We start from the raw sequence: 20,234 nt of genomic DNA on the forward strand, positions 1-20,234 counted from the left end.
CCCGGCTTCTCTAGAAGAACGTGCGGATGTAGTCGACGACCGTCCCGTCCGCCTCGGCGACCGGGATGAGCTGCCACTTGTCGAAGGACGTGCAGGGGTGGGACAGGCCCGTGCCGAGCCAGTCGCCCACCTCCAGGTCGGCCTCTGCGGTCGTGCGCAGCCAGGCGTGCTGGTCGGACAGGCCGGTCACCTCGATGCCGGTGGCGGGGCGCTCGGCGCCGTCGCGGCGGACGACCTGGGCGAAGGGCAGGTGGAGGTCGTAGGCCGCGTCCCGCTTGCCCGCGTTGGTGAAGGCCTGCTCGGGGGAGGGGCGGGAGATGACCTGGCTCCACAGGCGGAAGGCGGGCTCCAGGGCGCCCTCCTCGGGGACCCGGTTGAAGGGGGTCAGCTCGCGGTAGTGGCCGTCGTCGTGGGAGACGTAGGCGCCCGAGCGCAGCAGCTTCAGCACCGGCAGGGACAGGGCGGGGACCTCGGCGAACACGTCGGCGACCGCGTCGAACCAGGCGCTGCCGCCCGCGCTCACCACGATCTCCTCCAGCCCGTCGAACCGTCCGGCCTCGTCGAAGCCGGCGGCGAGCGCCACCAGCCGCCGCAGCCAGGCGTGCACCTTCCCGGTGTCGGCGTCCGGTACCTCGCCCTCGTACCCGGCGACCCCGGCCAGCCGCAGCGTCCGCGTGCCGGCCACCGCGTCGGCGACCGCCGCGCACTCCGCCTCGGTGCGCACGCCGGTGCGCGCGCCGTCACCGGCGGCCAGCTCGACCACGACGTCCACCGGGCGGGCGGCGCCGGCCTCCGTCAGCGCCGCGTCCATCAGCCCGACCCCGCGCACGGAGTCGACGTAGCAGACGAAGCGGAAGTCCGGGTCGGCGTCCAGCTCCGAGGCGATCCAGCGCAGGGCGGCGGCGTCGACCAGCTCGTTGGCCAGGAAGACCCGCTGGACGCCGAAGGCCCGCGCCACCCGCACCTGGTGCGGCACGGCGAGGGTGATGCCCCAGGCGCCGTGCTCGATCTGGCGGTGGAAGAGCTGCGGGGCCATGGAGGTCTTGCCGTGCGGCGCGAAGGCGAGGCCGTGCCGGGCGGAGTACGTCTCCATCAGCTTCAGGTTGTGCTCCAGGCGCTCGGCGGACAGGGCCAGCACGGGAGTGGTGAAACCGCCGGTGAAGAGGTTGCGGCGCTGTCCGGCCAGCTCGGCGACGGTCAGGCCGTACGCGTCCGGCGGGAGGCCCTTGAAGCGGTGGTCGACGTGCTCCTCGGCCAGCTTGGCGAGGGCTTCGCGGCCGTGTGAGGGGCCGGGGTCGAGGGCCATGGAGCCTCCCTGATCTGATGCGTCGCAGGTGCGTTGCAACACCTGCAACGACCGTTGCGTATATCGCTTACTGCTGTCTAACATCTCGGCGAACGCGGGGTCAACGGAGCCGCCGCCCGCGAGACGCCACCAGGAGTCAGGACCATCGTGACCGCCGACGGACCCCGCAGCACCACCCCCGACGCCGTGGACGTCGTCGCGCTCGGCGAGTCCATGGTCACCTTCCTCCCCTCCGTGCCCGGCCGCCTCGCCGACGTCCCCTCCTTCGACCGGGCCATCGGCGGCGCCGAGTCCAACGTGGCCTGCGTGCTCGCCGCCGCCGGGCACACCGCCCGCTGGATCAGCCGGGTCGGCGCCGACGGCTTCGGCGACCACCTCGTCGAGGCGATCGGCGCCTACGGCGTGGACGTCTCCGCCGTGCGCCGCGACCCCGGCCGCCCCACCGGCGTGTACTTCCGCACCGCCGGCGACCGGGCCACCGACGCGCACGAGGTGGCGTACTACCGGGCGGGCTCCGCCGCCTCCGCGATGTCGGTGCGGAACATGGACCTCGACGCGATCCGCTCCGGACGCGTCCTCCACCTCTCCGGCATCACCCCCGCGCTCTCCGCCGACTGCCACGCCCTGCTGCGCGAACTCACCGCCCGACGCCCCGGCCGGCCCCTCGTCTCCTTCGACGTCAACCACCGCCCCGGCCTCTGGCGCGGGGACACCGACGGCTCCCGCGTCCTCCTGGAACTCGCGCGCGGCGCCGACGTCGTCTTCGTCGGCGAGGACGAGGCCTGGGGGCTCGGCGGCCCCGAAGCCGTCCGCGCCGCCCTGCCCGAGCCCGGGCTGCTCGTCGTCAAACAGGGCGCGACCGGCGCCACCGCCTTCCACCGGACCGCCGGCGCCGACGGCACCCAGGCCACCCACGTCACCTCCGTCCCCGCCCTCACCGTCGACGTCGTCGCCGCCGTCGGCGCGGGCGACGCCTTCGCCGCCGGGTTCCTCTCCGCCACCCTGCGCGGACTGCCCGTGCGCGAGCGCCTGCGCCACGGCCACCTGATGGCCGCCGCCGCCCTCACCGTCCCCGGCGACCTCGCCACACCCCCGGCACGCGACCACGCCGACCGCCTGGCCGCCCTCGACGACGAGGCGTGGGGGAGACTGCGACTCGGCCCCGGCTGGACACAGGCCGAAGCGAGGGCCGAGGAGGAGGTACGCACACCATGAGCCAGACCGTCGACCGCGCGCTGAGCATCCTGCCGCTGCTCGCCGAGGGCCCCGCCGACCTGGGCCGGGTCGCCGACCGCCTCGGCGTCCACAAGTCCACGGCGCTGCGCCTCCTGCGCACCCTCCACGAACACGGCTTCGTCTACCGCCAGTCCGACCAGCGCTACCGCCTCGGCGCCCGCCTCATCGCCCTCGCCCAGGAGGCGATGGAGAACCTCGACGTCCGCGAGATCGCCCACCCCCACCTCGTACGCCTCAACGAGCAGTGCGGACACACCGTCCACCTCGCCGTCCACGAGGAGAACGAGGTGCTCTACATCGACAAGGTGGAGAGCCGCTACCCCGTCCGCATGTACTCGCGGATCGGCAAGCCGGTCGCCATCACCGTCGCGGCGGTGGCGAAGCTGCTGCTCGCCGACCTCCCCGAGAACGAGCGCCGAGCCGTCGTCGAGAAACTCGACTACCCCATGTACACGGCCCGTTCGACACCGAACGCCGAAGGCTTCCTCGCGGAGCTGGCCAAGGTGCGCGAACAGGGCTGGGCCACCGACCTCGGCGGCCACGAGGAGTCCATCAACTGCGTCGCCGCGCCCATCCGGGGCGCCGACGGCCGGGTGACGGCCGCGATGTCGGTCTCCGCGCCGAACGTCGTCGTCACCGCCGACGAACTCCTCACCCTGCTCCCGCTGGTGCGCCGTACGGCGGACGCCATCAGCGGCGAGTACTCCGGCAGGACCCCCGTGCAGCACCCCGAGCGCCACCCCGAGAAGGACACGGTATGACCGACAAGACCGCCCTCACCCCCGCGACCCACACCACCCCGCCGGCGAAGTTCTCCCACGGCGTCAGGAAGGGCAACATCCTCCAGGTCGCCGGCCAGGTCGGCTTCCTCCCCCACGAGGAGGGCAAGGCCCCCACCCCGGCCGGCCCGACCCTGCGCGAGCAGACCCTCCAGACCCTCGCCAACGTCAAGGCGATCCTCGAAGAGGGCGGCGCCTCCTGGGACGACGTGATGATGATCCGCGTCTACCTCACGGACGTGGACCACTTCGCCGAGATGAACGAGATCTACAACGCCTACTTCGAGGAGCAGGGCCTCACCCAGCCGCCCGCCGCGCGCACGACCGTCTACGTCGGTCTGCCCGCCGGACTCCTCATCGAGATCGACGCGCTGGCCGTCCTCGGCTGACCCGCTCCCCGATCCTCCTGCCTGCCTTCCCTCTGCCTGTCGCACGGCACGGTGCCCCTCACCCCCGGGGCGCCGTGCCGCGCCCCGCCCTGCCCGAAAGCTTTATGTGTTTACCCAGAGGACCCCCGTATGCCCCCTGTATCGCTCCAGCTCGCGGCCTCGGAGACCCCGCCCCACACCGGCGGCCTGCTCCACCTGATCGACGGCACGGCGGGCCTGCTGACCGTCGCCGCGATCGGCATCGCGCTCCTGCTCTTCCTGATCATCAAGGTGCGGCTGCAGCCGTTCGTCGCGCTGCTCGCCGTCTCCATAGCCGTCGGCCTGCTCGCCGGCCTGTCGGTCACCGAACTCTTCGGCACCGTCCAGAAGTCCGACGCCGTCTCCACCATCGAGTCCGGCATGGGCGGCATCCTCGGCCACGTCGCCATCATCATCGGCCTGGGCACCATGCTCGGCGCCATCCTCGAGGTCAGCGGCGGCGCCCAGGTGCTGGCCACCCGGCTGCTCGGCCTGTTCGGCGAGAAGCGCGCCCCCCTCGCCATGGGCCTGACCGGCCTGATCTTCGGCGTCCCGGTCTTCTTCGACGTGGGCATCTTCGTCCTCGCGCCCATCGTCTACGCCGCCGCCAAGCGCTCCGGCAAGTCGGTCCTGCTCTACTGCCTGCCGCTGCTCGCCGGCCTGTCGATGACCCACGCCTTCCTGCCGCCGCACCCCGGCCCGGTGGCCGCCGCCGGACTGCTGAAGGTGGACCTCGGCTGGGTGATCCTCATGGGCATCGTCTGCGGCATCCCGGCCGTGCTCGCCGCCTGGGCGTTCTCCGCCTGGATCGGCCGCCGCATCTTCGTGCCCGTACCGCAGGACATGGTCGAGGCGGCCGAGGAGGCCAAGCAGGCCGTCATCGACGAGCAGTCCAAGGCCGGCGTCGCCCCGCACGAGAGCCCGGTCGCGCTCGGCACCGTCCTCGGCATCATCGGCACCCCGCTGGTCCTCATCCTCGCCGCGACCTTCTCCTCCATCGCCCTGGACGAGTCCACCCTCCGCTCGGTGATCGAGTTCTTCGGCAACCCGTTCGTGGCCCTGACCATCGCCCTGTTCCTCGCCTACTACCTGCTCGGCATCCGGCGCGGCTGGTCCCGCAAGTCCCTGGAGACCGTGTCGACGGCCTCGCTGAAGCCGGTCGGCAACATCCTGCTGGTGGTCGGCGCGGGCGGTGTCTTCGGCGCCGTCCTCAAGGCCAGCGGAGTCGCCCAGGCCCTCTCCGACACCTTCAACGACGTCGGCCTGCCGGTCATCGTCCTCTCCTACCTGATCTCCCTGGTGCTGCGGGTCGCGCAGGGCTCGGCGACGGTGGCCATCGTGACGACGGCGGGCATCGTGGCACCGCTGCTCGCCGAGGGCGACCACTCCCAGGCGTTCGTCGCCCTGGTCATCATGGCCATCTCGGCGGGCTCCATCTTCGCCTCGCACGTCAACGACGGCGGCTTCTGGATGGTCGCCAAGTACTTCGGCATCAGCGAACGGGACACGCTCAAGACGTGGACCGTGCTGGAGAGCGTCCTGTCGGTCGCGGGGTTCGTGGTGGCGGCGTTGCTGAGCCTGTTCGTGTAGGCGTCTGATAACGAAGTCGGGGCTGGCTGTGTCCGGCACAGGATCGTCGACCATACTGCCCGCTGTGGAGCAGCGCAGAGGATCGACCAGCCAGCCCCTGGAAGGCGCCGGATTCGACCCGGCATTCATCCCCGGGCTCAGCTCGCCCGTGTCCGCCGAACCGGAGGACGTGAGACCGGCGAAGGCGCGGACGGCGGCGGACACCGAGTCCGACGACGTCCCCGACGCGGAGGAAGCCGCCGGCGCGGAGCCGTCCGCCGAGCAGCCCGCGGACGAGGCTGCCGAGGCGTCCGCCGAGCCGTCCGCCGAGACGGCCGCCGAGTCGTCCGGGGAACCGGACGAGGAGGAGGCCCCCGCCGGCCCCGTCTTCGAGGCCTCCGACCGCCGGGCGAAGATCGTCGCCGACCGCAGGGGCGTACGTCTCGCCCTCGACGACCAGAGCTGCGAGTTCCGCTGGGACGAGGTCGGGGCCGTCGAGACGGAGACGGGCCGCTTCGGCAAGCGGTTCACCGTCACCGTGCACACGCCCGACCGCCGCTGGTACCCGATCGAGATCGAGGCGACGTCCAGGAGCCGGTTCAAGGAGTGGGAAGCCGCCCTGGACGAGGTCCTGGACGCCTACTTCGACGACGGCGAGGCGGAGGCCGACGAGCACCCGGAGGCGGACGCCGACGCGGCGGACGACGCGGCGGACGATGTGAAGGCCGAAGCCGAGCCCGACGGGAAGCCGGAGACGGACGGAAAGCCGGAGTCCGACGGGAAGCCGGAGCCGGAGCCGGAGCCGGAGCCGGACGGGAGGCCGGACGTGAGCTCCGACGCGAAGGCAGACGCCGGTCGCAAGGAGTAGGCACGATCGGGTGAAGATCCGCGCGCGCCCTCTTGTCCCATCGGCGGCCATGGGCTTGGTTGACCCGCATGGCGGACACCACGGGCAACACCAGAGACACAGGCGGGCCGGGCGCGGTCGATTCGGTTCCCCGTAAGTCCAGTTGGCGGTACATCGGACCCGGCATCGTCGTCGCGGCGACCGGGGTCGGTGCCGGCGACCTCGTGGCCACTCTCATCGCGGGCAGCAACTTCGGTTACACGCTGCTGTGGGCGGCGATCATCGGCTGCCTGGTGAAGATCTCCCTCGCCGAGGCGTGCGGCCGGTGGCATCTGTCCACCGGCCGCACGCTGTTCGACGGCTGGGCGAGCCTCGGCCGCTGGACGACGTGGTTCTTCGCGGTCTACGCGGTGATCTGGGGCTTCGTCTACGGCGCGGCGGCGATGTCGTCCAGCGCCCTGCCGCTGCAGGCCCTCTTCCCGGACGTGATGGGCCTCGAATGGTGGGGCATCGCGTCCGGGCTGGTGGGCCTGGTCTTCGTCTGGTTCAACAAGTACGACGTCTTCGAGAAGGTCATGACGGTCCTGGTGGGCGTCATGTTCGTCGTGACCGTCTACCTGGCGATCCGCGTCACCCCCAACCTCGGCGACGCGTTCGCCGGCCTCCTCCCGGTGATCCCGGACGAGAAGGACTCGGTCCTCAACACCCTCGGCCTGATCGGTGGCGTGGGCGGCACCATCACGCTGGCCGCGTACGGCTACTGGGTCAACGCGAAGGGCTGGACCAACACCGGCTGGATGAGGGTCATGCGCGTCGACAACCGCGTCGCCTACGCCACGACCGGCGTCTTCGTCATCGCCATGCTCCTCGTCGGCGCCGAACTGCTGCACTCGGCGAACATCGCGATCGCGAGCGGCGACAAGGGCATGATCCAGCTCGGCGACATCCTGGAGGACGAGTACGGCACGGCGACCGGCAAGCTCTTCCTGATCGGCTTCTTCGCCACCTCCTTCACCTCCCTGATCGGCGTCTGGCACGGCGTGAGCCTGATGTTCGCCGACTTCCTGGCCCGGCGGCGGGGCGAACAGGAGGCGCGGGCGACCGAGCTGGCGTCGGGCCGCCGCGAACGCTCCTGGTCCTTCCGCGCCTACCTGCTCTGGCTCACCTTCCCGCCCATGATCCTGCTCTTCCAGGACGAGCCCTTCCGCCTGATCATCATCTACGGCGTCCTGGGCGCCGCCTTCATGCCCTTCCTCGCCCTCACCCTGATCTGGCTCCTCAACTCCTCCCGCACACCGCGCGAGTGGCGCAACGGCTGGCTGAGCAACGGCATGCTGGCCGTGGCGGGCCTGCTGTTCCTGGTGCTGTGCGTGAAGCAGATCTGGGACCAGAACTGGGCGGAGTTCTTCTAGACCGGCCGGACCGGTCCGCTACCGCAGCTTCTCCCACTCCGGGCTGAGCGCGATCTCCCGCAGCCGGCCGACGGTCAGCGCGGGAGCCTCGCGGGTGGGCTCGGCATGCGCGGCGTCGTTGTTGAACGCGCTGACCACCACGCGGAAGCCGTCCTCACCGGCCCGCAGGGTGTCGACGGTCCACATGACCACCCCCGCGACGCGGTCGTCGCCGGGGCCCTGCCGTACGGTGACGCGGGTGCCGTCGGCAAGGGTCTCGGCGGAGCCGTAGAGCTGGTCGGCGACGTCGTTCATGCCGTGCTGCACGTTGATCTGGACGAGGCTGCCGCCGCGGCCGTCGTCGACGACGACGTAGCTGAACTCGCCGCCCTGGCCGCCCTGCTTGACCACCTTCAGGTTCTCGGGGAGCAGCCCGGCGAGCGTCTCGCCGATGTCCTTGCCGGAGACGTCCGGCGGCGCCTGCACCGGCGCGCCGGCGGACCCGGACGCCTCCGGGTCGGCCGGAACGGCGTCCACCACCCGGCGCCACACGTCGGCCGTGACGACCTCCTTCAACTCCTCGGTGGACAACGGCGGGTCCTGCCGCGACACCGGTGCGCCCTTCTGGGCGGGGGAGTTCCACTCGCTCAGGCTGACGTGCTGCCCCTCGCTCGTGACCAGGTCGGCGGACCAGAGCTTGGTGTCGACGCGCCGGTCGGGATACTCGTAGCCCTGGAACAGCCTGAGCAGCGAGCCGTCGGGCAGCCGGGTGGAGCTGCACGCGTCGTACGGGGTGAACGTCTCGTCCGGGCACTCCGTCAGCTCCCGGACCCGCTCGCTTCCGGGCTCGACCCGGTCGAGGCCCATGCTGATGGCGGCCGCGCCCTCCCCGTCGTCGTACACGAGGGACGCGTGCGGTCCCGGCGCGTCGCCCGAGCCCCGGGCGTCCTCCGCGCTGAACTTCCCCTCCGGGAGCAGTTCCTTGAGCGACGTCAGGAGCGCGTCGCCGGAGACGGGGGACGGGGCCGGGGCGGACGGGGATGCCGACGCGGACGGACCGGCGGTGGTCTGGGAGGCCACGGTGCGACGGTCGGGGCCGGTGGAGTCGTCCTGCGGCAGGAGCAGCGCCCCGCCCACTCCGGCCAGGGCGACGCCGGCGACCCCGCCGAGCACGCCGGCCCGGCGCCGCGTGAGCGCCCGGCGCCCTCGGGTCCGCCCACCGGCGACGAGGGCCGTACCGTCGGCCTGGAAGTCACCGCCGGTGTCGCGCAGGGCGGCGGTGAGCCGTTCCTCGAAGGGGTCCTGGTGCTGGTTCTCGGGCATGGCGAACCACCCTTTCCGCGTGGTGAGCGCTGTGAGAGAGCCGAAGTGTGTGTACGACGAGAGGCGGGTGTCGGAACCGGCGCCGGGATCCGGCGCGGGGATCCGGCGCCGGGTCCGGCGTCAGGGGCTGGGCCGGCGTCAGGGTCTGGCGTACTCCGAGAGATCCTCGCCCAGCAGCTCGCGGAGCTTGCCGAGCGCCCGTGAGCACCGCGTCCGTACGGCCGCCGAGCTGACGTTCAGCACGTCGGCGGTCTGCTCGACCGAGCGGTCCTCCCAGTACCGCAGGACGATGACGGCCCGGTCCTTGGCGGGCAGCCGGGCGAGCGCGGCCAGCAGGGTCAGCCGCAGCGGCGCGTCCCCGTCGCCGGCGCCCGGCAGGTCGGGGAAGAGGTCCGTCGCCCGTTCCCGGCTGCTGCGCCGCCGCTGATGGGCGAGGAAGGCCCGGGTGAGCACGGTCTGCGCGTACGCGGCGGGGTTCTCCACCCGGGACACCCGCCCCCACCGCACGTACAGCCGCCCGAAGGTCTCCTGCACGAGATCCTCGGCCAGGTGCGTGTCCCCGGCGGTGAGCAGACACGCCGACCGGTACAGGTGGCCGGCCCGCGCCGCCGCGAACTCGGCGTACTCGTCCGCTCGTCCCTGCCTCATGTACGCGTTCCCCCGTGCTCACCGTCGCCCTGTACTGCCTTCACCTCATCGATGCGGTGGGCCCCCGTAAATGTTTCAGGTGATTTCGGCGTGCGTCACCCTGGCGGCAGCCGGCGTCCCTCGTCGTACGCGGTACGGGTGAATGCGCCCTTTGTTCAGTTCGTGGCAGGTGACGGGTCTTCTACGTTCTGTGCGTGGACCCCAGGACCGGAATTAGGGCCCTGCGGGCGGGAACCGGTGGAAGGCGCGCCTGATGGCGGGGATGGGGAGCGCGGTGGTGCGGATGATGTCTCTCGGGCCGTCCCTCGGTTGCTGCGCGATGGCGGTCTCGCTGGTGCTCCGCACGTGGTGGACGAGCGGACGGGTGCGGACGCGGCTGATGCTGTTGGGGGGTTCGGCGGCGGCCGGCGGTTTGTACCGGGTGGTGGCCGAAGTGCTCGACGCCCACCCACCGGATCCGGGGCGGGACGAGCAGTCGCTGCTGGGAACGGTGGTGGTCGCCGGAGCGGTACTGGCGGTCGGCCTGGGGACGGCCGGGCTGGTGGTCGCGGCCGATGCCGGTACCGGCCGGCCCGTGCTGCTGCGGCGGGTGCTCGACGGGTTCGTCGCGGCCGGGGCCCTGTTCATGACGGGATGGGTGCTGCTGAGCGGGACCGGTGGCGGCTGGCGGCCGGGGGAGGGGATGGTGGTGTTCCTGTGGGCCGCCGAGCTGGTGTTCCTCAGCTTCCTGCTGGCCCTGTGCCGTCTCGTGCGCAGTGACCGGAGAGCGGCCCTGTGGGCGGGGATCGCCGGACTGTCCCTCATGCTGACCGGCGACACCCTGCAGCTGTGGACCGTCGACCCGCACGAATCGGGGATGGCGTCCTGGCAGGTGGTCGACGGGTGCAAGACCGCGGGGCTCCTGGTGATCGCCACCGGCCCGTGGCTGCCCGGCGGGGCGAGCGTCCTGGGCATGGCCCGGCCGAATCTGCGGTGGGGGATGGAGGGTGCGGCGGCTTTCGTTCCCCTGACGGTCTGCACGGTGATGGCGCTGGGTCATGTGCTGGCTCCCACTGCCCATGATCCGGTGCCGCTGCTGGTCGGCGGGACGGTGCTGCTGGGCCTCTGGGTGCGCCAGAGATTCCTGCCGAGCGAGAACCTGGGAAGGGGCGACTGAGCCTCGTGCGGCTGTTCCCCCCGCCGCCGTCGCGGTAGGGGGAACAGCAGCCGCAGGGTCCGGCCGGGCAGGCCGGGCAGGCTGGGCAGGCTGGGCAGGCCGGTCCGGGTTGGGCAGGCCGGTCCGGGCCGGAGCTACGGGAGCGCGTGCACGTGCGCTCCCACCGAGTTCGACCAGGCGTTGCCCGCCGTCGCGTCCCAGTTCGTGGACCAGGTCATCGCGCCCCGCAGGTCGGGGTACGTCCTCGACGGCTTGAAGGAGCCGCAGTTCGTGCCCTTGGTCAGGCAGTCCAGGGCGTTGTTGACCACGGACGGCGCAACGTAGCCGCCGCCCGCCGCACGGGTGGAGGCGGGCAGTCCCAGGCCGACCTGGGACGGGTCGAGGCCGTTCTCCAGCTGGATGCAGGCCAGGGCGGTGAGGAAGTCGACCGTGCCCTGCGCGTACACCTTGCCGTCGCAGCCCAGCATCGTGCCGCTGTTGTAGTACTGCATGTTGACGACCGTGAGGATGTCCTTCACGTTCAGCGCCGTGCGGAAGTACGAGCCCGACGTCGACTGCATGTCGATGGTCTGCGGCGCCATCGTCAGGATCATGTCCGGGCCCGCCTTCGCGGACAGGGCGCGCAGGGCCTGCGTCATGTAGGTCGGGTTGAGACCGTTCTCCAGGTCGATGTCGACGCCGTCGAAGCCGTACTCCTGCATGACCGCGTACACGGAGTTCGCGAAGTTCGTCGCGGAGGCCGAGTCGTTCACCGAGACGGTGCCCTTCTCGCCGCCCACCGAGATGATGACCTTCTTCCCGGCCGTCTGCTTGGCCCGGACGTCCGCCTTGAACTGGTCGACCGTGTAGCCGTCGAGCCCGGCCGTGTCGAGGTTGAAGGTGACGGCGCCGGGCGTGCTCGTCGCGTCCGCGAAGGAGACGGCGATGATGTCGTACTGGGCGGAGACGTCCGAGATCCTCTGGACGGCCGCCCCGTTGTCGAAGTTCTGCCAGTAGCCGGTCACGGCGTGCTTGGGCAGGTCGCCGCCCCCGCCGTCGCCCCGTTCCGCCGTACGGGCCGTCACCGCCGCCGACTTGGCCGACTCGCCGGCCGCGTTCGTCGCCGTGACCTGGAAGGAGTACGACGTGGCGGCCGCGAGGCCGGTCACCGTCGCCGACGTGCCGGTCACCGCCGTCACCTTCGTACCGTCGCGGTAGACGTTGTAGCCGGTCGCGCCCGGCACCGCGTTCCAGGCCAGCGAGGCCGAGGAGGACGTCGTACCGGAGACGCCCAGGCCGGCCGGGGCGGCCGGGACGGTGGGTTCGGGTCCGCCGCCGTCGCCGCCGCCTCCGTCCGGGCCGAAGACGGACAGGTCGTCGGCGTAGTAGGCCGACTGCCCGTACCAGCCGTGCGTGTAGACCGTCACCGAGGTCGTCGACGAGCCGGTGGTGAAGCTCGTCGACAGCTGCTTCCAGGAGGCCGAGTCGGGGGTCCAGGTCGACACGTCCGTCGTCCCCGTGCCCGTCACGCCGAGGTAGGAGTACCCGCCCTGCACCCAGGCGCTCAGCGTGTACGTCGAGTCGGGCTTCACCGCGACCGTCTGGGCGCACCGGGCGTTGTCCTGCCCGCTCGGTGTCGCCTTGAGCGCGGCGGAGCCGGTGCGTGCCGGGGAGGAGACGGCCGTGCCGCTGTTCGCGGAGCAGGTCCAGTTGCTCAGGCCGGCCTCGAAGCCGGCGTTCTTCGCGTTGTTGACGTCGGCTGCGGAGGCCTGGCCCACGGCCGTGACCGAGAGGGCGAGCGCGGCGGTGACGGCTCCCGCCCAGAACTTCGTCCGTCTGGCGAGCGGTCTGCGGACGGGCTGCTCCATGGGGGCCTCCGGTGGGGGAGTGGGGGTGGGGGCTTTGACGTACAAGGTGGTCCAGACCAATTGAGGGTGTCAAGGGGTAGGTCCGAACCAAGTTCGCCGCCGGGGCCGGGACTTGACGCGTCGCGAACCGGCCCCGGAGTCGCCCGGCCCCCGGCGGGGAAATGCTCAACCTGCCCCGGTTTGACGCACCTTGTGCAACACAAGTTGTTCCAGAGCTACAGAAACGCTGTTCTCCGGTCACAGACGCGTGGATACAGTGCTCAGGTAGTCACGCAGTGAAGTCATCCGGGTGTGCCGGGGTAACGCCGGCGCGTCGACGGGCATGGGGAGACGGGGAGCCGCGCGTGCCAACTGCCATTGCCGTGACCAGTGCCGACATGGCACTGCCGCCGCACGACGAACGGACGCTGCCCGCGGCCGTGCTCGAGGACGTCGACCGGCGTCCACTGGAGCACGCGCTGGCCGAGCTGCAGACCCTGGTCGACCAGCACGGGCACGTGATCGTGGTGTGCTCGCAGGCCGTACCGGCGAGCGTGGAACGGCGACTGCACACCGTCCGCGCCCTCCTGGAGACCGACCGGATCGCGGTGTTCCGGCCGCCCCTGCCCCCGCTCGGCATCGCCGTGCTGGCCCGCCAGTTGCGGCAGCTCGCCTCCTGCGACCTCAGCCCCGGCGTCCTCGCCTCGGCCGGCCGGCTCCTCACCCACTACATCCACTCCGGCGCGCTGCTCGGCTCCGTCGCCCGGCTCGACCGGGTCTCCGTCGGCCTGAAGTCGCACGCCAGGTCCTGGATGCCGGGCAGCCAGTTCGGCGTCATGGCGCACCCCGTGCCGCAACTGGTGCGGATCGGCCCCGAAGCCGCCCTCGACGGACCCGAGTTCGGCACCAGCCTGCTGGTCGCCAAGGGCCAGCTTCCGTCCGACTGGGTCACCGGCACCCTCGCCCCGTCCTGGCACGTACAGGGACTGCGCGAGACGCCGCTGCCCGCCGAGTCCTCCGGCTGGTGGGGGACCGGGCGCCTGACCGAGTTCTGCGCCTACCTGCCCGACCTGTCGGTCCTCTACCAGCTGGTCACCTCGGTGCGGCGCAGCGCCTGCCACTGGTGCGGCATCGACGTCATCGGCGACCGCTGCGTGTTCTGCTCCGCGACACCGCCGGTGTACGACGCCCGCGACGACGCGGCCCTCGGCCACCGCCCTGACACCGCGCTCGGCCGGCGCCGCGACGCGGCTCTCGGCCACCGCCGGGACGCCGCCCTCGGCCGGCGCCGTGAGAGACGCGCCCTCACCGGGTAGGTCCGTACCGCGCTCCGCCCGCCCCGCCATCCGACCCGGTTCGACCGATCCCCCAACGAGGTTGCACGGTTCATGAACTCCCGTCAGCGCCGCGGCGTCATCCTCCTGATCCTGTCCGTCCTCTGCGCCCTCGGCGCGTTCGCCGGCGTGCTGGCCGTCGTCAACGACGTGAAGTCCAAGGTCGGTCCCGAGGTCACCGCGTACCGGCTCAAAACCGACGTACAGCCCTACACGCCGCTGGGCGAGGGGAAGTTCGAGAAGATCAGGATGCCCGAACGCTGGCTGTCGGAGAACGCCGTCACCGACCTCGGCCAGGTCCGCGGCAAGATCGCGGTGACGACGCTGAAGGCGGGCTCGCTGCTGCAGAGCGACATGATCGTCGACCAGCCCGCCCTGCAGCCGGGGCAGCAGGAGGTCGCCATCATGATCGACGCGGCGACCGGCGTCGCCGGCAAGATTACGCCGGGCTCCTCCGTCAACGTGTACGCCACCTTCGAGGGGGCGCGGGAGGGCGACCCCGCCCAGTCCAAGATCATCGTGACCAACGCCAAGGTCATCGACGTCGGCGAGCTCACCCCGTTGAAGCCCGACGAGAAGAGCCGCGACCGGGAACCCGCCGACGGCGTCCCCATCACCTTCGCACTGTCCACCATCGACGCCCAGCGCATCACCTACGCCGAGTCGTTCGCCCAGCGGGTCCGGCTCGCGCTGGTGGCGCCCGGCAGCGGCACCACGGTCCCGGACAAGGACCGGACGTACGAACTCGCGAAGGACAAGTGAGAGCCCGTATGCCCACGAGGATCCTCCCGGCAGTCGGCGACGCGGACGCCGTACGGTCCATCACGACCCTGCTCAGCCAGCTCCCGGACGCCGAACCGGTCGCCCCGGTGACCGACTCCACCCAGCTCGTGGACACCCTCGCCCGCCTCGCCGCCGAGTCGGTCGACGAACTGCCCGAGGTCGTCGTCGTCCACGAGCGCATCGGCCCCGTTCCCGCCCTGGAGCTGATCCGCGAGGTCGCCCTCCGCTTCCCCGCCGTCGGTGTCATCCTCGTCACCTCCGACCCCGGCCCCGGCCTCTTCCAGGCCGCCATGGACTACGGCGCCCGCGGCCTCGTCGCCCTGCCGCTCGGCTACGAGGAACTCGCCAGCCGCGTCCAGGCGGTGGCCCAGTGGTCGGTGGGCGTACGCCGGCACCTCGGCAGCGGCGTCGACGTGTTCACCGGCTCCGGCGGCACCGTCGTCACGGTCAGCGGTGCGAAGGGCGGGGTGGGGACCTCCCTGACCGCCATCCAGCTGGCCCTCGCCGCCCAGGCGTCGGGCCGGCCGACGGCCCTGGTCGACATGGACCTCCAGACCGGCGACGTCGCCTCCTACCTGGACGTCCAGTTCCGGCGCTCCGTGGCCGACCTAGCCACCATCACGGACATCTCCCCCCGCGTCCTGGCCGACGCCGTCTTCCGCCACGACACAGGCCTCGCCCTGCTGCTCGCCCCCGGCGAGGGCGAACGCGGCGAGGAGGTCACCGACCGCGCCGCCCGCCAGATCGTCAGCGCCCTGCGCTCCCGCTACGAGGTCGTCGTCCTCGACTGCGGCGCCCAGCTCGGCGGCGCCGGCGCAGCGGCCGTGGAGATGGCGGACACGGCGCTGCTGGTGACCACCCCGGACGTGGTCGCCGTGCGGGGTGCCAAGCGGGCGGTGCGGATGTGGGACCGGCTGCAGATCCGCAAGGCCGAGGAGACGACCGTGGTCGTCAACCGGCACACCCGGGGCACGGAGATCCAGCCCTCGCTGATCCGGAAGATCACCGGTACGGAGGTCGCCCGGACCGCCGTCCCCGCCAACTTCAAGGAACTCCAGGCCGCCGTGGACGCCGGCCGCGTCCACGAACTGGACAGCAGGAGCACCGTGAAGCAGGCCCTGTGGGCCCTCGCCGGTGAACTGGGGCTGGTCAGGGCCGCCGACGCGGACCACCGCAAGGGCGGCGGCCGGTTCCGCGGCGACCGGGGGTCGGTGAGCTTCCGGCGCCGGAAGGACGGTGCGGGATGAGCGGGTTACGCGGGCCGGAGGCGGGACGGTGGCAGCGGTGCCGCCGGGACGACGGCCAGGTCACCGTCGAGTTCCTCGGCATGCTGCCGACGATCATCGTCACGCTGGTGGTGCTGTGGCAGCTCGTGCTCGTGGGATACACGTACACGCTCGCGGGTAATGCTGCGGACGAGGCGGTACGGGCGGCGACGGCGGCCGACCGGGGGGCGCGGCAGGGAGCCTGCCAGGAGGCGGGCCGGGACAAGCTGCCGGGCGCGTGGGAAGGGGGCGCCGGGGTGAACTGCGGCACGGCGGGCGGCTATGTCACGGCCGACGTGGAGATCGACGTCCCCATCCTCTTCCCGGGCACCATCAGCTTCCCGTTCACCGTGCGCGGGCACGCGGGAGCCGTCGAGGAGGAGGACGACTGAGATGCCGTACTCCTCGCGTGGCAGGGACAGGGACAGGGACAGGGACAGGGGCAGGGGCAGGGGCGGAGGCGGAGGCGGGGGCGGGGTTCGAGCCCGGGTCCGAGCCCGGGTCCGAGCTCGGGTCCGAGCCCGGGCCCTGGTCGGGGACCGCGGCCAGGTGGCCATCGAGTACCTCGGCTTCCTCCCGATCCTGATCATCGTCGGCATGGCCGCCGTACAGCTCGGCCTGATCGCGTACACCGCCCAACAGGCCGGTACCGCGGCCCGCGCGGGCGCCCGCAGTGCCTCGCTCCAGGAGAGCGCCCAGGAGGCGTGCGCGGCGGCGGTCAGCGGCTGGCTGGCCGACGGCACCGACTGCCCCCCGGCGTACGGCGGCGACGAGGTGACGGTCACCGCCACCGTCGGCATCCCGTCGATCGTCCCCGGCTGGGACTTCGGGGACGCCACCAAGACCGCCACCATGCCGCTGGACCACCCGGCGGACGAGTGACCCCCGTGAACGAGGACCAAGGAGCACCGGACGCATGAGCCTGCGCGCACGCATCCACGCCCCCGAGGAGCACGGCAGCCGGGGCGAGGACGGACACCTGGTCGCCTCCTACCGGGCCAAGCTCCTGGAGGAGATCGACCTCGCCGAGATGAGCTCGCTGGCGATGGCCGAGCGGCGGGCCCGCCTCGAGCGGGTCCTCGGGCACATCATCAGCCGCGAGGGCCCGGTCCTGTCGACGGTCGAGCGCTCGCAGCTGATCCGCCGGGTCGTGGACGAGGCCCTCGGCCTCGGCATCCTGGAGCCGCTGCTCGAGGACGCGTCCATCACGGAGATCATGGTGAACGGCCCGGACGCGATCTTCGTGGAACGCGGCGGCCGGGTCGAACAGCTCCCCCTCCGCTTCGCCTCCCACGACCAGCTGATGCAGACCATCGAACGCATCGTCTCGACGGTCAACCGCCGCGTGGACGAGTCGAACCCGATGGTCGACGCCCGCCTCCCCTCCGGCGAGCGCGTCAACGTCATCATCCCGCCGCTGTCGCTGACCGGCGCCACCCTCACCATCCGGCGCTTCCCGCGCTCCTTCACCCTCCAGGAACTGATCGGTCTCGGCTCACTCGACGAGCACATGCTGTACCTGCTGGCCGGCCTGGTGCAGGCCCGCTTCAACATCATCGTCTCCGGCGCCACGGGCACCGGCAAGACCACCCTCCTCAACTCCCTCTCCGGCCTGATCCCCGAGTCCGAACGCATCATCACCATCGAGGACTCGGCGGAGCTCCAGCTCCAGCAGGCGCACGTCATCCGCCTGGAGTCCCGCCCGCCGAACGTCGAGGGCCAGGGCCGCGTCACCATCCGCGACCTGGTCCGCAACTCCCTCCGCATGCGCCCCGACCGCATCGTCGTCGGCGAGGTCCGCGGCGGTGAGTCCCTGGACATGCTCCAGGCCATGTCCACCGGCCACGACGGCTCCCTGGCCACCGTCCACGCCAACAGCGCCGAGGACGCCCTGATGCGGCTCCAGACCCTGGCCTCCATGTCGGACGTCGAAATCCCCTTCGTCGCCCTGCACGACCAGATCAACAGCTCCGTCGACGTCATCGTCCAGCTCACCCGCTTCGCCGACGGCGCCCGCCGCATCACCGAGATCGCCCTGCTGGCCAGTCACGGCGGCGAGCCGTACCGCCTGGCCACGGTCGCCCGCTTCAACGCCCGGCCGATGACGTCCGACGGCCGCGTCCCGGGCGCCTTCGAGTACTACCCCCTCCCGCGCCGCACCGCCGAACGCCTCTACATGGCGAGCCAGCCCATCCCGCAGGCCTTCGGCGTGGCCCACACCGCAGACCAACTCGCCACCCGAGAAGCCAGGTAGGACCCGCCCGATGGAAGCCAGGTAGGACCCGCCCGATGGAAGCCAGGTAGGAACCGCCCGATGGAAGCCAGGTAGGAACCGCCCGATGGAAACCAGGTAGGAACGGCCCGATGGAACTGGAAACGCTCGTCACGCTCACCACCGGCGTCACCCTGCTGACCTGCGCCCTCGCGGTCATGGGCCTGCACTCCTACGCCGCCGGCAAGGCCCAGCGGGCGGCCCTCGTCGACCGCCTCTCCGCGGCCGGCCGGCTCTCTCCCACCGGCCGCCCGCGCCGCTTCCGCACCTTGGACCGCCGCCTGCGCCGTACGAATCTCGGCCGGAAACTGGAAGCGCGCCTGGCGGCGACCGGCCTGGACGTGACCCCCGGCGAGTTCCTCGTCTACATGCTCGCGGTGGTCGCGGCACTGGGGCTGATCGGCCAGGCGGCCCTGGCCCCGTTCTTCGGCCCGATCGCCGCGCTGCTGGGCGTAGCGGCGGCGGTGCGGTTCCTCAACTGGCAGCGCCAGAAACGCATCGAGAAGTTCATCAACCAGCTCCCCGAGATCGCCCGGATCATCGCCAACGCCACCCAGGCCGGCCTCGCCCTGCGCACCGCCATCGGCATGGCGGCGGAGGAGATGGAGGCCCCGGCCGGCGAGGAACTCGGCAAGGTGGCCGACCAGCTGGCCATCGGCGCCTCGATGGACGAGGCCCTCGGCGAACTCGCCGACCGCCTCCCCTCCCGCGAGTTGGTCGTCCTGGTCACCACCCTCGTCCTGTCCAACCGCGCCGGCGGGCAGGTGGTCAGCGCCCTGCGCAACCTCACCGAAACGCTGGAGGAGCGCAAGGAGACCCGACGCGAGGTCCGCACCCAGCTCGCCCAGGTCAGCATGACGTCGTACGCGGTACCCGTACTCGGCGTCGGCTCGTTGTTCCTGATGAACGGGGTGAAGGACGGCGCCCTGGAACGCATGACGGGCTCCCCGGCCGGCCAGGCGGCGGTGATCATCGCCTTCGCGCTCTACGCCGTCGGCTTCGTCCTCATCCGCCGCATGTCCCGCATCGACGTCTGAGAGGAGGCCTTCGGCATGGGACTGGGACTACTCCTCGCACTGCTCATGGCCCTGAGCGTCTGGGGCATCTTCGCCGGCATCCGCATGTACCGGGCCGACGCCCGACTCCCCGACGACCTCGCCCTCGCCCTGGAGGTCGGCTCCACCCGCACCGGAGCCGTCGACTCCCTCATCGACCGCATGGGCATGCGGTACGCCCCCGCCGTGCTGCGCGTGATGGGCCCGGCCCTGGTGGCCAAGTACCGCCGCCGAATCGACCTGGCCGGCAACCCCGGCGGCCTGACCATAGACCGCTACGCCGCCCGCCGCGCCGTCTACGGCTTCCTGGGCGCGGTCGGCTTCCTGGTCTTCCTTCTGCGCGGCCAGTACATGGTGGCCCTGCTCCTGCTGGCCTTCGGAGCGTTCTGGACGGAGGTCGGCATCTGGTCGGCGATCCGCATCCGCAAGGACGTCATCGAGCGCACGCTCCCCGACTTCCTGGACGTCCTGGCGGTCGTGGTCAGCGCGGGCCTCGGCTTCCGCCAGGCCCTGGACCGCGTGGCGATGCGCTACGAGGGCCCGTGGGCCGACGAACTCCGCATCACCCTCCGCCAGATGGACCTCGGCATGAGCCGCCGGGACGCCTTCGCGGAGCTGCGCCGCCGCAACGACTCCGAACAGGTGGCGATGTTCGTGACGGCACTCCAGCAGGGCGAGGAACTGGGCGCACCCATCGTCGACACCCTGGTCTCCCTGGCCAAGGACATGCGCCGCACCGACGCCCAGAACGCCCGCCGCAAGGCGGCCCGCGCCGTCCCCAAGGCCACGATGATGATCACGACCTTCATGGTCCCGGCCACGATGATCCTCCTCGGCGCCGGGCTGATCCTGGGTTCGGGGACGGACTTCGGGACCATCACGGGGGAGTAGGGGGAGAACGGGATGATGCCGAACGCGCGACCGGGAGCAGGGGAGGGCGCACATCAGAAGAGTGCGAGTGCACACGGACCGTTGACGTCAACAAGTAGAAACCTACAGCCCAGTCGGGCTACTTTCACGCATTACCTTTCGCACTT

Annotated in this window: 19 protein-coding genes; 15 read left to right on the forward strand and 4 right to left on the reverse strand. The window is 71.7% G+C overall.

Annotated features, from left to right (window positions below; translation table 11 throughout):
* Positions 1-10: 10 nt before the first annotated feature.
* Positions 11-1,306: an amino acid deaminase gene (locus ACZ7G3_RS02525; RefSeq protein ID WP_470922911.1), complete on the reverse strand. Its 1,296-nt coding sequence runs from the start codon at positions 1,304-1,306 to the stop codon at positions 11-13.
* Between the two features lie 147 nt (positions 1,307-1,453).
* Here ACZ7G3_RS02525 and ACZ7G3_RS02530 point away from each other — a divergent pair, with 147 nt between their 5' ends.
* The 6 genes from ACZ7G3_RS02530 (at position 1,454) to ACZ7G3_RS02555 (ending at position 7,556) form a co-directional block, all read left to right on the forward strand.
* On the forward strand, positions 1,454-2,521 hold the full coding sequence (locus ACZ7G3_RS02530) for a sugar kinase (protein WP_426597008.1): 1,068 nt from the start codon (positions 1,454-1,456) through the stop codon (positions 2,519-2,521).
* Positions 2,518-3,303, forward strand: a complete 786-nt coding sequence (locus ACZ7G3_RS02535; RefSeq protein ID WP_470922912.1) for an IclR family transcriptional regulator — start codon at positions 2,518-2,520, stop codon at positions 3,301-3,303. The genes ACZ7G3_RS02530 and ACZ7G3_RS02535 overlap by 4 nt, the downstream gene beginning before the upstream one ends.
* On the forward strand, positions 3,300-3,710 hold the full coding sequence (locus ACZ7G3_RS02540; protein ID WP_121748914.1) for a RidA family protein: 411 nt from the start codon (positions 3,300-3,302) through the stop codon (positions 3,708-3,710). Before ACZ7G3_RS02535 ends, ACZ7G3_RS02540 begins: the two co-directional genes overlap by 4 nt.
* A 129-nt stretch (positions 3,711-3,839) precedes the next feature.
* Entirely contained in the window at positions 3,840-5,318 is a 1,479-nt protein-coding gene (locus ACZ7G3_RS02545) for a GntP family permease (RefSeq protein WP_470922913.1), read from the forward strand.
* 64 nt (positions 5,319-5,382) lie between these two features.
* On the forward strand, positions 5,383-6,165 hold the full coding sequence (locus ACZ7G3_RS02550) for a hypothetical protein (RefSeq protein WP_470922914.1): 783 nt from the start codon (positions 5,383-5,385) through the stop codon (positions 6,163-6,165).
* A 68-nt stretch (positions 6,166-6,233) separates the two neighbouring features.
* The gene (locus ACZ7G3_RS02555; protein WP_470922915.1) at positions 6,234-7,556 is read left to right on the forward strand and encodes an Nramp family divalent metal transporter; all 1,323 of its coding nucleotides are present in this window, start codon (positions 6,234-6,236) and stop codon (positions 7,554-7,556) included.
* A gap of 18 nt (positions 7,557-7,574) precedes the next feature.
* On the opposite strand, the gene ACZ7G3_RS02560 is transcribed toward ACZ7G3_RS02555, so the two are convergent.
* Positions 7,575-8,858: a hypothetical protein gene (locus ACZ7G3_RS02560; protein ID WP_470922916.1), complete on the reverse strand. Its 1,284-nt coding sequence runs from the start codon at positions 8,856-8,858 to the stop codon at positions 7,575-7,577.
* 138 nt (positions 8,859-8,996) lie between these two features.
* Positions 8,997-9,506, reverse strand: a complete 510-nt coding sequence (locus ACZ7G3_RS02565; protein ID WP_426597002.1) for a SigE family RNA polymerase sigma factor — start codon at positions 9,504-9,506, stop codon at positions 8,997-8,999.
* A gap of 253 nt (positions 9,507-9,759) precedes the next feature.
* Between ACZ7G3_RS02565 and ACZ7G3_RS02570 the strand changes: the two genes are divergently transcribed.
* Positions 9,760-10,662, forward strand: coding sequence for a hypothetical protein (locus ACZ7G3_RS02570; RefSeq protein ID WP_470922917.1), 903 nt, complete (start codon positions 9,760-9,762; stop codon positions 10,660-10,662).
* 134 nt (positions 10,663-10,796) lie between these two features.
* Here ACZ7G3_RS02570 and ACZ7G3_RS02575 read toward each other — a convergent pair whose 3' ends face one another.
* Positions 10,797-12,509, reverse strand: a complete 1,713-nt coding sequence (locus ACZ7G3_RS02575; protein WP_470922918.1) for a chitinase — start codon at positions 12,507-12,509, stop codon at positions 10,797-10,799.
* Between the two features lie 344 nt (positions 12,510-12,853).
* On the opposite strand from ACZ7G3_RS02575, the gene ACZ7G3_RS02580 reads away from it, so the two are divergent.
* The 8 genes from ACZ7G3_RS02580 to ACZ7G3_RS02615 all read left to right on the forward strand — a co-directional run bounded on the left by ACZ7G3_RS02580 (position 12,854) and on the right by ACZ7G3_RS02615 (position 20,088).
* Positions 12,854-13,804 (forward strand): hypothetical protein, encoded by a 951-nt coding sequence (locus ACZ7G3_RS02580; protein ID WP_470922919.1) that lies wholly within the window; start codon positions 12,854-12,856, stop codon positions 13,802-13,804.
* A gap of 72 nt (positions 13,805-13,876) precedes the next feature.
* Positions 13,877-14,584: a Flp pilus assembly protein CpaB gene (gene cpaB / locus ACZ7G3_RS02585; protein ID WP_470922920.1), complete on the forward strand. Its 708-nt coding sequence runs from the start codon at positions 13,877-13,879 to the stop codon at positions 14,582-14,584.
* Positions 14,585-14,592: 8 nt separating this feature from the next.
* Positions 14,593-15,852, forward strand: a complete 1,260-nt coding sequence (locus ACZ7G3_RS02590) for an AAA family ATPase (protein ID WP_470922921.1) — start codon at positions 14,593-14,595, stop codon at positions 15,850-15,852.
* On the forward strand, positions 15,849-16,262 hold the full coding sequence (locus tag ACZ7G3_RS02595) for a TadE/TadG family type IV pilus assembly protein (RefSeq protein WP_426596997.1): 414 nt from the start codon (positions 15,849-15,851) through the stop codon (positions 16,260-16,262). The genes ACZ7G3_RS02590 and ACZ7G3_RS02595 overlap by 4 nt, the downstream gene beginning before the upstream one ends.
* 205 nt (positions 16,263-16,467) lie before the next feature.
* Positions 16,468-16,752, forward strand: a complete 285-nt coding sequence (locus ACZ7G3_RS02600; protein ID WP_470923187.1) for a pilus assembly protein — start codon at positions 16,468-16,470, stop codon at positions 16,750-16,752.
* A 34-nt stretch (positions 16,753-16,786) separates the two neighbouring features.
* On the forward strand, positions 16,787-18,124 hold the full coding sequence (locus ACZ7G3_RS02605) for a CpaF family protein (protein ID WP_426596995.1): 1,338 nt from the start codon (positions 16,787-16,789) through the stop codon (positions 18,122-18,124).
* 110 nt (positions 18,125-18,234) lie between these two features.
* The gene (locus ACZ7G3_RS02610) at positions 18,235-19,179 is read left to right on the forward strand and encodes a type II secretion system F family protein (protein WP_470922922.1); all 945 of its coding nucleotides are present in this window, start codon (positions 18,235-18,237) and stop codon (positions 19,177-19,179) included.
* Between the two features lie 15 nt (positions 19,180-19,194).
* Positions 19,195-20,088: a DUF5936 domain-containing protein gene (locus ACZ7G3_RS02615; protein ID WP_470922923.1), complete on the forward strand. Its 894-nt coding sequence runs from the start codon at positions 19,195-19,197 to the stop codon at positions 20,086-20,088.
* Positions 20,089-20,234 lie beyond the last annotated feature (146 nt).

The sequence above is a fragment of the Streptomyces sp. NPDC037271 genome (assembly GCF_055603605.1).

Bases quoted from the DNA above. Each gene is read 5' to 3' on its own strand.
- ACZ7G3_RS02525 (WP_470922911.1), bottom strand. From the start codon at position 1,306: ATGGCCCTCGACCCCGGCCCCTCACACGGCCGCGAAGCCCTCGCCAAG.
- ACZ7G3_RS02535 (WP_470922912.1), top strand. From the start codon at position 2,518: ATGAGCCAGACCGTCGACCGCGCGCTGAGCATCCTGCCGCTGCTCGCC.
- ACZ7G3_RS02540 (WP_121748914.1), top strand. From the start codon at position 3,300: ATGACCGACAAGACCGCCCTCACCCCCGCGACCCACACCACCCCGCCG.
- ACZ7G3_RS02545 (WP_470922913.1), top strand. From the start codon at position 3,840: ATGCCCCCTGTATCGCTCCAGCTCGCGGCCTCGGAGACCCCGCCCCAC.
- ACZ7G3_RS02555 (WP_470922915.1), top strand. From the start codon at position 6,234: ATGGCGGACACCACGGGCAACACCAGAGACACAGGCGGGCCGGGCGCG.
- ACZ7G3_RS02560 (WP_470922916.1), bottom strand. From the start codon at position 8,858: ATGCCCGAGAACCAGCACCAGGACCCCTTCGAGGAACGGCTCACCGCC.
- ACZ7G3_RS02565 (WP_426597002.1), bottom strand. From the start codon at position 9,506: ATGAGGCAGGGACGAGCGGACGAGTACGCCGAGTTCGCGGCGGCGCGG.
- ACZ7G3_RS02570 (WP_470922917.1), top strand. From the start codon at position 9,760: ATGGCGGGGATGGGGAGCGCGGTGGTGCGGATGATGTCTCTCGGGCCG.
- ACZ7G3_RS02575 (WP_470922918.1), bottom strand. From the start codon at position 12,509: ATGGAGCAGCCCGTCCGCAGACCGCTCGCCAGACGGACGAAGTTCTGG.
- cpaB (WP_470922920.1), top strand. From the start codon at position 13,877: ATGAACTCCCGTCAGCGCCGCGGCGTCATCCTCCTGATCCTGTCCGTC.
- ACZ7G3_RS02590 (WP_470922921.1), top strand. From the start codon at position 14,593: ATGCCCACGAGGATCCTCCCGGCAGTCGGCGACGCGGACGCCGTACGG.
- ACZ7G3_RS02595 (WP_426596997.1), top strand. From the start codon at position 15,849: ATGAGCGGGTTACGCGGGCCGGAGGCGGGACGGTGGCAGCGGTGCCGC.
- ACZ7G3_RS02600 (WP_470923187.1), top strand. From the start codon at position 16,468: ATGGCCGCCGTACAGCTCGGCCTGATCGCGTACACCGCCCAACAGGCC.
- ACZ7G3_RS02605 (WP_426596995.1), top strand. From the start codon at position 16,787: ATGAGCCTGCGCGCACGCATCCACGCCCCCGAGGAGCACGGCAGCCGG.
- ACZ7G3_RS02610 (WP_470922922.1), top strand. From the start codon at position 18,235: ATGGAACTGGAAACGCTCGTCACGCTCACCACCGGCGTCACCCTGCTG.
- ACZ7G3_RS02615 (WP_470922923.1), top strand. From the start codon at position 19,195: ATGGGACTGGGACTACTCCTCGCACTGCTCATGGCCCTGAGCGTCTGG.